Origin of the sequence: Bacillus sp. JJ1764, assembly GCF_036962145.1 — a bacterium.
In the GTDB taxonomy this organism is placed as follows: domain Bacteria; phylum Bacillota; class Bacilli; order Bacillales; family Cytobacillaceae; genus Neobacillus.
Window position 1 is genome coordinate 20,888 of record NZ_JBALNY010000064.1, and the last position, 10,304, is coordinate 31,191.

Sequence of the window (10,304 nt, forward strand, 5' to 3'; positions counted from 1 at the left end):
CTTCGTAATCAGGAATTTTTTTATTATTTATGTAATTTAATAACAATATTTGGAGGTCAAAATGAACTTTTTAGAGTTGCCGAAAGTTGAACTTCACTGTCATTTGGATGGAAGCGTTAGGGTTGAGACCGTTATGGATATTGCCCAAAAGGAAGGCCTCCAGTTACCCTCTTTTGATAAAAAGGAGTTGCAAAATGAGCTGATTGCTCCTATGGATTGTGAATCACTAGAGGAATATTTAAAAAGATTTTCTCTTCCTAATTCGGTTATGCAGTCTAAAGAGAGCTTAAAAAGAATTACGTTTGAGCTTTTTGAGGATGCATCAAGGGAAAATGTAAAATATATGGAGGTCCGATTTGGACCGTTACTTCACACATTAAAAGGATTAGATGTTGAGGAAGTTATTGAGAGTGTCATAGAGGGTATGAAGGAAGCAGAAAGCTGTTACGACATAAAGGGTAATATTATTCTGTCTTGTTTGAGGACAATGTCTGTAAAAAGTGCGTTTGAGGTGGTTGAAAAGGGGAAAAAGTTCCTAGGAAAAGGTGTAGTAGCAATTGACCTATGTGCATCGGAAGAAGAAGGTTTTTGTGAAAGATTCGTAGAACCCATCGCATTAGCCAAAGAATATGGCTACAGAGTCACCATACATGCAGGTGAAACGGGGATCGGTAAAAACGTTCTAGAGGCTATTGAAATGTTGGGGGCTGAAAGAATAGGACACGGAGTATTTATTAAAGATTGCGCTGAAGCTTATAGGGAAGTGAAAGAAAGACAGGTAGTGCTTGAAATGTGTCCAACAAGTAATGTCCAAACAAAAGCTGTTCAGCATTTTTCTGATCATCCGATATATAAGTTTCATAAAGATGGAATAAAAGTGACAATCAGTACGGATAACAGAACCGTTTCTAATACTACAATGTCAAAAGAAATTCATTTAGTTAACAAAGAATTTGATCTAAGCGAAGAGGATTATCGACGAATCTATTCCAATAGCGTTGAAGCATCCTTTGCTGACCAAGAAACGAAAGATTGGTGCCTGGCAAAATTTTAAGGAAATCCGATATTATACGATCAGTCAACAAGAATAAAGCAGGTATTGAGATATTGAGAAACGTCTGCAGCAGTACCTGTACACTGTTTACGGATAGAGGTTTAACAGAATGGGAAAAGAGTAAATAAAAAGCATTCGGGTTGTAACTGTTCCATCCCTGAATGCTTTTTTTCTGCTTTTATTTAGAGTGTATTTCTTGTACCCGTCCGATCCGTCCATCTGTTAACCTGACTTTGATACCATGGGGATGGGTGCCCGATTTGGTAAGAATATCTTTCACAATGCCCCTGGTGAGCTTTCCCGTTTTTTGATCCGTTTTTAAAACAATATCAACTTCCAAACCCGGTATAATGTCTTTCCGATTTTGTCCATTCATTAGACACCCATTTTTCTGCGGGTATTGCTTGGTTTTTTCGTTTGCTGGCTTTTCATTTTTTTTGTCGAAAGATCGGCATTCACTTTTCCATTATTTGAGTTCTGGTTCTTTTTGTTTTCAAGCTGCTGTTTCATGGCCTCTTGCAGGCTGATTTTCTTTTTTGGTGTTTGTGATTGATTATTCTCAGTCATAGGAAATTCCTCCTTTTTGAATAGGATAGTTAGTCCAGTATAATTGATTTTTGTCTATTTGTGAAAGAACAAAGAAAGGAATAGGGGCAGAAAATTATGGTTTTTTCTTAAAATAATTTAAAACATGCCTGAACACGTTAAGAATAACCTAGATGAATGGAAATATACGCTGGATAATTTTGTATGGTATTATAAAATAATGATTTCATTTAGGGAGAGAGTTCGGATGAAAAATAGAATAGAAACTTTAACAGGTTCAAAACATTTTCAAATAAAAATGGTTGCTGAGGGTGTATATGCTGCCATTTCAGTCCCTGGTACCGGCTCAGTAGGGAATGCCGCAATAATTGACCTAGGCGATTCGACACTTGTGGTTGATACGTTTACAACCATAAATGCTGCCGAAGATTTGGAGAGAACAGCCATACATCTTACTGGAAAACCAGTTTCTTATGTACTAAACACACATTGGCACAGTGACCATACGAGCGGAAATCAAGTGTTTACCGAAGCACAAATTATTTCCACGTCTGCTACACGTGATATTATGGCAACATATGGGAAAGATAGGTTAGCTCAGCAACGATCAAATCCTGAACCTATTTATAAGGCTATTGAAGAAGTAGAGGATAAAATACAAAAAGAGACTGACGAAAAGTTAAAGAAGGAAATGGAATGGGAAAATACAAGTGATCGCGAGTACATGAAAATGCTCCCTGATTTATTATATACACTGCCAACTATCACTTTTGATCGTCAGATGAGTATTCATGGTAGAGACAGGACGGTCCATCTCTTGACGTACGGAGGAGGTCACACGCAAAGTGATGCATTCGTGTTCCTGCCCAAAGAAAAAATAGCCGTAATGGGTGATCTAGTGCTCTCAAAACATCATCCTGTAATGATTAATGCGAACCCTAAAGAATGGCTAAATATTTTGGAACGAGTCGAATTACTTGATATAGAAACAATAGTACCGGGCCATGGTCATGTTGGTTCAATGAAAGAACTTCATGAAGTTAAAGGTTATATGAATCATATAGTGGCATTGGTTTCGGAGGCTATTGGAAATAAGAGAGGAATAGATGATATTTTAGTACCGAAAGACTATCATGACTGGTACTTTACTACCTATTTTAAGACAAACCTGAAGAAGGTTTATGATTTCATCACTAAAGCAGCGGATTAAAAAGGGAAAATAAATAATGCATTATAGGAAAAAAATTTTGCGCCCAAATAAGGCGCTTTTTTTTTCGACTAATGGAAGTTTAATGAAATGTGGAAAATAAGTAAGTTTAGTAAGAATAAACATCCTCAAAATGAAAAAACTACCACTTAAGTAGAACAATTAGGAGGATTGGATTTTAATGATTTTCGAAAAGAATGACTTTACTTCTGGTACGTTTCTTGGTTTTCAGCTTTATTCATTGGCAGGAAATCTTTTAGGAAGGACGTGAATGTAATGAAATCTATGCATGACCCACTTACAAGTGCTGAAATGGGGAAACTTTGGGCTACCTATGTAGGAAACAGTATGACAAAACAAATCATACGTTACTTTCTCCAACACGTTGAAGATGAAGATATTAACAGACTATTGGAAAATTCCTTAACTTTAACCAACGACTTTATGGATCGGATAACAACCATTTTTGTTCAAGAGAACTTTCCTATTCCGGCTGGTTTTACGGACGAAGATGTAAACTTAAATGTGCCAAGATTATTTGAAGATGAATTTTATGTTCATTATTTGCAATATGCCTTAAAAGCAGGAATAAGTATTTATAGTCTGGCATTACCATTAGTTTTCCGTAACGATGTGAAAGACTTAGCCCATTATTGTTTGAAATTATCCACTGAATTATTGGAGGAAGTTAAACATATTTTGATTACAAAAAAGTTAATTCTTAGACCTCCAGTTATTCCAATACCTAATAAAGTTAAATATGTGAAAAAGAATTTTCTAAACGGTTTTTTTGGCCAGGTGCGACCGCTCCATGCCTTAGAGATTGCTCATCTCTACGATAATATTGAGAGCAACGTAACAAGCAAGGCGTTAATTCTAGGATTTAGTCAAGTAGCAAAAGCTGATAAAATACGAGAACTGTTTCGAAAAGGTGCAGATATTACAACGAAAGCCATTGAACAATATCAGCATCAATTGCAATCTGAAAATTTACCGTCACCAACACTTCTTGATCATTTAGTTACCGATACAACCTTATCTCCTTTTTCTGATAAAATTATGTTATTTCACAAAATTGATATGTTTTCCATGAAAATTCGAGCACTTGGGAATTCTCTGGCAGTCAATGGTAGGCACGATATTGGTTTTATGTATGTAAGATCATTCATGAGTATTTCTAAATTTGTTGAAGATGCTACTGAGATCATGATTGAGAATGGTTGGATGGAACAGCCGCCAGTAGCGGATGATACTGAATTTTTATAAAAGTTAGTAGGGTTCAAGAAGATGCTTATGTGCTAATAATACATACAGCCACTCCTTTATTAGCTATTGAAACAAGTAATAAGTATTCACCTATGTTCGCCCAATGAATATTTTATTGTTAAGGCTTTTTAGGGGGGATCGGAGTGGGATACTTTGTTACTGTGGAATCAGGTGTAAAATTATATGTAGAAGATTTAAATCCCGAGGGTAATAGGGCGATCGTGTTTTTACATGGTTGGCCGTTAAGTCATGAACAGTTTGAGTATCAATTTAATGTTCTTCCTGTAATGGGGTACCGTTGTATCGGAATTGACTGGAGAGGATTCGGAAAGTCGGATAAGCCAATAAGCGGCTACAATTTTGACCGATTAGCCGATGATATACGGACGATAGTGGGTGTACTACAATTAGACAATTTTACTCTGGTTGGTCACTCGACAGGTGGGGCAATCGCCATTCGATATATGTCCCGACATAATGGTTACGGGGTATCCAATCTTGTCCTTGTAGATGCTGCAGCTCCTATAGGCTTTACTACAGAAACGGCAACTAGATTCCTTGCTCAGGCGTTAAATGACCGTCCTAAATTGATGCAGGATGTGACAGATAGCTTTTTCTTTCAATATATAACAAATTCATTCTCTGAATGGTTTTTCCAATTAGGATTACAAGCAGCTGGTTGGTCAACAGCAGCGATCATTATGACACTAAGGGATGAGAAACTTTATACCGATTTGCAAAAAATATTTGTCCCTACCCTAATCATTCACGGCGTTCACGACAAAGTCATTCCATTCTCACAAGCGCAAGAACTGAATCAAAAGGTCATAAATTCACAGCTTGTTCCGTTTCATTACAGTGGTCATGGTCCTTTTTGGGAAGAACGTGACAAATTTAACAAGGTATTAATGCAATTTGTTGGTTGATACTGTACTCTAACGGGAACTTATGATGAACCTAAGCGATTTATTTTGAACCTTATTATTTGAGTCTTTTTTCTGACCAGCCTAAAATCCAATTACCATTAACTTTGAACCGAAAAACTCTGGTCTACTCGATCAGGGTTTTTATTGATTGGAACTTGACTAAAGTTGGCCTGGAAGATCAGAGCCACAGCTTCTAGTTCATGAAAAAACCTTTTATGAATAGGGTATTTTAAACTATAACTTTTCGATTCCATTGTTTTAAAAATAAAAATTTGATATAGTATCACCAAGACTTATTAAAGATGTTTAATAAGTTATAGGTTTAGGTGGTGATGTTGGTGAGTGAATTATTCGCAACTCCAAAGACAATGAAGAAGATCATTCTTAGTGGAATTCGCACTACACTATTGAAACTGGGTAGTGCTACAAAGGTTGAGCTTACTGATCAATTAGGAATTAGCTTTCCAACCATTAGTAAGTTTTTAGAACAAATGGAGAAGGATGGAGAGATTCTTTTACTTGGCCTTGATGATTCCAGCGGAGGACGAAGGGCGAAACGATACTCCTACAATCCGGATCACATGTTGGGCCTGGCCATCTATTTAGAGAGAACGGAGACACATTATACCGTTTTCAATTGTTTAGGGGAAGTAAAGAAGCAGGGAAAAACATCTAGTGTATTAATAGATAAAGATTTATTAACTACATGTATCGAAGACATTATGGTTCTATATCCCAAAATTAGTGCCTTGGCTATTGGTGTGCCCGGGTCGGTTGAAAATGGTCGGGTCTTTTATATTCCGGGCTATGAGCATTTTCAAGACTTTGATTTGAAGGGTTACTATGAGGATCATTTTTCAATCCCTGTGGTCGTAGAGAATGATATGAATGCTTCTGTTCTTGGATATCACAACAAAAAGGGGAGAAATAAAAATCAATCCCTTGTTTATTTATATTTTGGTCAAAATGGTCCGGGAGCGGGAATATTGATTAATGGAGATGTAGTGAGAGGAAGTACCTTTTTCTCAGGGGAGGTATCATTTGTTCCTCTGTATGATCAGCAAAACTTTATTCAATCCTTGGAAACTGAGGAGTATAGGACGGATGCCATTAGCCGATTGGTAGCTGCGTTTGTTGCAATAATTAATCCTCATACGATCATCTTTTGTGTGGATGAAATGAACAAAGTACGGATCGACCAAATTACTGAAGGGAGTTCGAAGTATATTCCAGCAGAGCACCTTCCTGAGATCACGATGAGTGACTGGAAGCAAGACTACCTGCATGGACTACAGAAACTTGGATTGGATCTGATGATTACTGAGGCAAAATGAACTATTCAATAAAGGCGGGGATATCTATGGCTACACTCTTTTTGGTTATCATCTATTTGGCATTTATCAGCTTAGGTTTACCTGATTCCTTGTTGGGCGTTGCATGGCCTGTTATGCACTCCGAATATGGAGCTCCAGTTGAGACGGCCGGTTTGATTTTCATGATGATAGCAGGGATGACGATCATATCCAGCATGGCAAGCGGAGTGATTCTTAAACGATTTAGTACAGGATTGGTCACATTTGTTAGTTGCCTGATGACAGCTGGGGCTTTACTTGGTTTTAGCTTTGCTCCATCCATCGAATGGCTATTTATCTGTGCTATCCCCCTAGGATTAGGGGCTGGTACAGTTGACTCGGGTTTAAACAATTATGTCGCTACCCATTACAAAGCACACCATATGAGCTGGCTTCATTGTTTCTGGGGTGTTGGGGCTACACTTGGACCGATTATTATGGCTCAGTTTATTTCTGGGCACAATTCTTGGAGAAATGGCTATCTTACCATCGCCGGGATTCAATTTACCTTAGTTGTGATTCTGTTCTTCACGTTGCCATTATGGAATAAGGTTGGAAAAAACAATGCTACCCTTTTAAATACAGAGTCAGACTCAACAAGCGTATCATTTAATAAGGAAGTTAAACCTGTGAAACCTTTACATATTAAGGGGGTTAAACTTGCGCTTGCCTCCTTCTTATTTTATTGCGGGGCTGAAGCTACCATGGGCCTTTGGGGAAGCAGTTTCCTCGTAAATGTAAAGGAATTATCTGCAGGGACAGCAGCAAAATGGGTTTCGCTCTATTATGGGGGCATAACGATTGGAAGATTCATTACAGGCTTTATTACGTTAAGGGTCAGCAATCGTACGCTTATTCGAGTGGGGCAAATCATAGCCTTATCTGGTGCGGTACTTTTATTATTGCCATTGCCATCCTTTTTTTCACTAGCAGGCTTTATTGTAGTTGGCTTAGGACTGGCACCAATCTTCCCGTGCATGTTACATGAAACCCCAGCAAATTTTGGGAAGGAATCTTCTCAAACCATTATGGGCTATCAAATGGCGGTAGCTTATATGGGCAGTACGTTCCTGCCTCCGCTACTAGGTTTTATTGCCGCACATTCAACAATCAGAATCTTCCCATTTGTTATTGAAAGTTTTATTGCTATAATGCTCTTGGGGTCTGAAAAATTAAATGGTTTCTTAAATATGAAGAGATTATTAAAAAAGAATGAAACATGCTCAAAAGCATTGTAACCATAAGGTAAAAAATTTTGAACCTTACAACAAAGATTAGGAGTGAAATACTTTGTATAAATTAGTCGCTATTGATATGGATGGTACATTGCTTAATGACCGAAAAGAAGTGACAAATGAAGTAAAGGACGCCATTCAGGCTGCAAAAGCTAGAGGAGTGAAAGTGGTCCTTTGTACGGGAAGGCCTATTGTCGGTGTCCATTCATTTATTGAAGATTTAAAACTAAATGAAGAAGATGATTATGTTATTACCTTTAACGGTGCTCTTGTTCAAAATACGCACACGAATGAAGTTGTTTCGCAAACTTCCTTAACATACGGGGACTTAAAGGTATTATACGATTTAAGTAAACAGATTCAATCCCCGCTGCACTTTTTTGATTCAGACAATCTTTATACACCCAATAAAGAGATTAACCGATATACCGTACATGAGGCATATATGAATCAAATACCACTTCATTATCGAACTTTGGATGAGGTTCCTGAGGATATGATGATCCCTAAGGTTATGTTTATTGATGAACCTGAACGGCTAAACAAAGTGATCGCCAACATACCGAATTCATTTAAAGAACAATATACGATGGTCCAAAGTGCCCCGTTCTTTTTAGAAATTCTCCATCCTACCGTCAATAAAGGGAATGCGGTCAAACAACTTGCAGAAAAACTTTCCATTAAAAGAGAGGAAGTGATCTGTATTGGAGATGGCGAAAATGACCTAAGCATGGTGGAATATGCCGGTTGCGGTGTGGCTATGGGGAATGCCGAGCCAAGTGTAAAAAAGGCGGCAGAATTTCAGACATTATCCAATAATGAAAATGGCGTTGCCTATGCGATTGAAAAACTAATACTTAATAAATAGAAAAAAACACGTTGGTAATCCGATTGCCAACGTGTTTTCGTTTTAATTTCTAGATATATTATTTCTAAGCTTTGAAAAATCATGATTTTGGTAATAACTATTTTTTACTAAAACATTTGGCCCCAGACAGGAAACGGCTGGACAGTGACAACTTAATTCCTTGCAGAGGTCTGAATCCTGCCATCTTTCGTAGGCCTCTTGCAGATTAGTAGTTTGAATGTTTCCAAGCGGAGGGGTGTCGCCGAAATCTGTTACAATAATGTCGCCGTCAAAAATATTCACGTTAAGACGGGAGCGACCATCAGGATCATTCCGTACCGTAACATTTTTACTATTGTAGAGCCGTTTCAGTAGATGAAGATCATCATGATTTTGGCTGCATGCATAAAATGGCAGTGTTCCAAACAGCATCCATACCTTTTCATCACGAATATCGAGTAAATGGTGGATAGCTGCCCGAATTTCTTCCAGCGTTAATACTTCAAGAGTACTCGCGAAATCACTTGGATACATTGGATGCACCTCATGACGCTGACAGAGCATTTCGTTCACGATCTGCTTGTGGATTTTTTCGAGATGTGGCAAGGTGCGTTTATTTAACATCGTTTCCGCTGAGACCATGACTCCAGCCTTCACTAGTTCTCTGCTGTTTTCAATCATTCTCTCAAAATAGGCTTCTCTTTGTTTAGCGGTTGGTTTTCTATCCATTTGCGCGAAGCCGCCCTCGACAAAATCTTCAATTGTACCCCAATTATGTGAAATATGCAGGACATCTAAATAAGGAACAATGGACTCGTAACGGGCCAAATCAAGGGTAAGATTCGAATTGATTTGGGTGCGCACGCCTCGTTCATGAGCATACTTTAAAATCGGGATGACATAGTTATTTACGGAAGAAAGCGAAAGCATGGGCTCTCCGCCTGTGATGCTCAGAGACCGCAGTGTCGGAATTTCATCAAGTCTATGTAAAATCAGCTCGAGCGGGAGGGCATCAGGATCCTTTGTTTTCAAAGTATAACCAACTGCACAGTGCTCGCAGCGCATATTGCATAAAGTAGTCGTAGTGAACTCAATATTCGTCAGTTGCAGCTTGCCATACTGCTCCATATCCAAATAGGCTTCCCAGGGGTCATATTGAGGGGTGATTTTCTTGGTTTTTAACATAATTAACTCCTTAATGATGTTTTTTAAAAAACCCTTTTATTATAAAGCATATGGGGGGAGGCTTGCTAATATTAGCTGTTTTCAGGCACAAAAAGAGTACCCTCCCAAAGAAAGGTACTTTTTAGATAATGCTATTTTTTAATTCCTCTTCAACCATGTGGTCCAAACGTTCAATCATTTTGATCGCTCTAGTCTCGTCCATTTTTTTATAATGATGCATCCCGCCTTGTTCTTCATCCATCTCATCCGCTAATTTGACGATTTGCTGCAACGGAGTCCTGTTGATAAATCCTTCAGGCATATAAGAATCTGTATGAAATAATATGGCCAGTGCGATGTCTTTCGCGATAATGGGGTTTTCTCCCAAACGGATCAACAATTTATGTGCCCTTTCCGCTCCTTTTATCGCATGAATATCATTCTTTTTATATAAATCATAATCCCATTTTCCGTTGCTATACCAAGTATAATGCCCCATATCATGCAGCAATGCAGCTTTTGTAGCCAAGTCCACCGAAACATTATATTCTTTGGCCAATTTAAATGCATGATAAGCACAAGCGATGGCATGGACAATTCCAGAACGATCTAAATATTTTCTTGCGATATGATGATTGAAAATTTGAATTAACGTTACTTCTCTCATTTTAATCACCCTCTTAAAAATATTAGTATGTATTATATAA

The 10,304-nt window shown here is 38.0% G+C and carries 11 protein-coding genes; 7 read left to right on the plus strand and 4 right to left on the minus strand.

Annotation, left to right across the window (positions count from 1 at the left end; genetic code table 11):
• Nucleotides 1-61 precede the first annotated feature (61 nt).
• Nucleotides 62-1,054 (plus strand): adenosine deaminase, encoded by a 993-nt coding sequence (add, locus tag V7083_RS11120; RefSeq protein ID WP_335477654.1) that lies wholly within the window; start codon nucleotides 62-64, stop codon nucleotides 1,052-1,054.
• A 178-nt stretch (nucleotides 1,055-1,232) separates the two neighbouring features.
• Here add and V7083_RS11125 read toward each other — a convergent pair whose 3' ends face one another.
• Together V7083_RS11125 and V7083_RS11130 are read right to left on the minus strand one after the other, a co-directional pair.
• Nucleotides 1,233-1,430 (minus strand): YwbE family protein, encoded by a 198-nt coding sequence (locus V7083_RS11125; protein WP_335477656.1) that lies wholly within the window; start codon nucleotides 1,428-1,430, stop codon nucleotides 1,233-1,235.
• On the minus strand, nucleotides 1,430-1,621 hold the full coding sequence (locus V7083_RS11130) for a hypothetical protein (protein WP_335477658.1): 192 nt from the start codon (nucleotides 1,619-1,621) through the stop codon (nucleotides 1,430-1,432). Before V7083_RS11130 ends, V7083_RS11125 begins: the two co-directional genes overlap by 1 nt.
• Before the next feature lie 226 nt (nucleotides 1,622-1,847).
• On the opposite strand from V7083_RS11130, the gene V7083_RS11135 reads away from it, so the two are divergent.
• The 6 genes from V7083_RS11135 (at nucleotide 1,848) to yidA (ending at nucleotide 8,454) form a co-directional block, all read left to right on the plus strand.
• Entirely contained in the window at nucleotides 1,848-2,810 is a 963-nt protein-coding gene (locus V7083_RS11135; RefSeq protein WP_335477660.1) for an MBL fold metallo-hydrolase, read from the plus strand.
• A gap of 273 nt (nucleotides 2,811-3,083) precedes the next feature.
• Complete coding sequence (locus V7083_RS11140; protein ID WP_335477662.1) at nucleotides 3,084-4,073, plus strand: DUF3231 family protein; 990 nt, start codon at nucleotides 3,084-3,086, stop codon at nucleotides 4,071-4,073.
• Between the two features lie 143 nt (nucleotides 4,074-4,216).
• Nucleotides 4,217-4,999 carry an alpha/beta fold hydrolase gene (locus tag V7083_RS11145; protein WP_335477664.1) on the plus strand — a complete coding sequence of 261 codons (783 nt, stop codon included), beginning with the start codon at nucleotides 4,217-4,219 and terminating at the stop codon, nucleotides 4,997-4,999.
• A 338-nt stretch (nucleotides 5,000-5,337) separates the two neighbouring features.
• Nucleotides 5,338-6,333: an ROK family transcriptional regulator gene (locus V7083_RS11150; protein ID WP_335477666.1), complete on the plus strand. Its 996-nt coding sequence runs from the start codon at nucleotides 5,338-5,340 to the stop codon at nucleotides 6,331-6,333.
• 26 nt (nucleotides 6,334-6,359) lie between these two features.
• Nucleotides 6,360-7,589 carry an MFS transporter gene (locus tag V7083_RS11155; RefSeq protein ID WP_335477668.1) on the plus strand — a complete coding sequence of 410 codons (1,230 nt, stop codon included), beginning with the start codon at nucleotides 6,360-6,362 and terminating at the stop codon, nucleotides 7,587-7,589.
• 52 nt (nucleotides 7,590-7,641) lie between these two features.
• The gene (gene yidA / locus V7083_RS11160) at nucleotides 7,642-8,454 is read left to right on the plus strand and encodes a sugar-phosphatase (RefSeq protein ID WP_335477670.1); all 813 of its coding nucleotides are present in this window, start codon (nucleotides 7,642-7,644) and stop codon (nucleotides 8,452-8,454) included.
• Between the two features lie 42 nt (nucleotides 8,455-8,496).
• On the opposite strand, the gene yfkAB is transcribed toward yidA, so the two are convergent.
• Together yfkAB and V7083_RS11170 are read right to left on the minus strand one after the other, a co-directional pair.
• Nucleotides 8,497-9,618, minus strand: a complete 1,122-nt coding sequence (yfkAB, locus tag V7083_RS11165; protein ID WP_335477672.1) for a radical SAM/CxCxxxxC motif protein YfkAB — start codon at nucleotides 9,616-9,618, stop codon at nucleotides 8,497-8,499.
• Between the two features lie 121 nt (nucleotides 9,619-9,739).
• On the minus strand, nucleotides 9,740-10,264 hold the full coding sequence (locus V7083_RS11170) for an HD domain-containing protein (protein ID WP_335477674.1): 525 nt from the start codon (nucleotides 10,262-10,264) through the stop codon (nucleotides 9,740-9,742).
• Nucleotides 10,265-10,304: the final 40 nt, after the last annotated feature.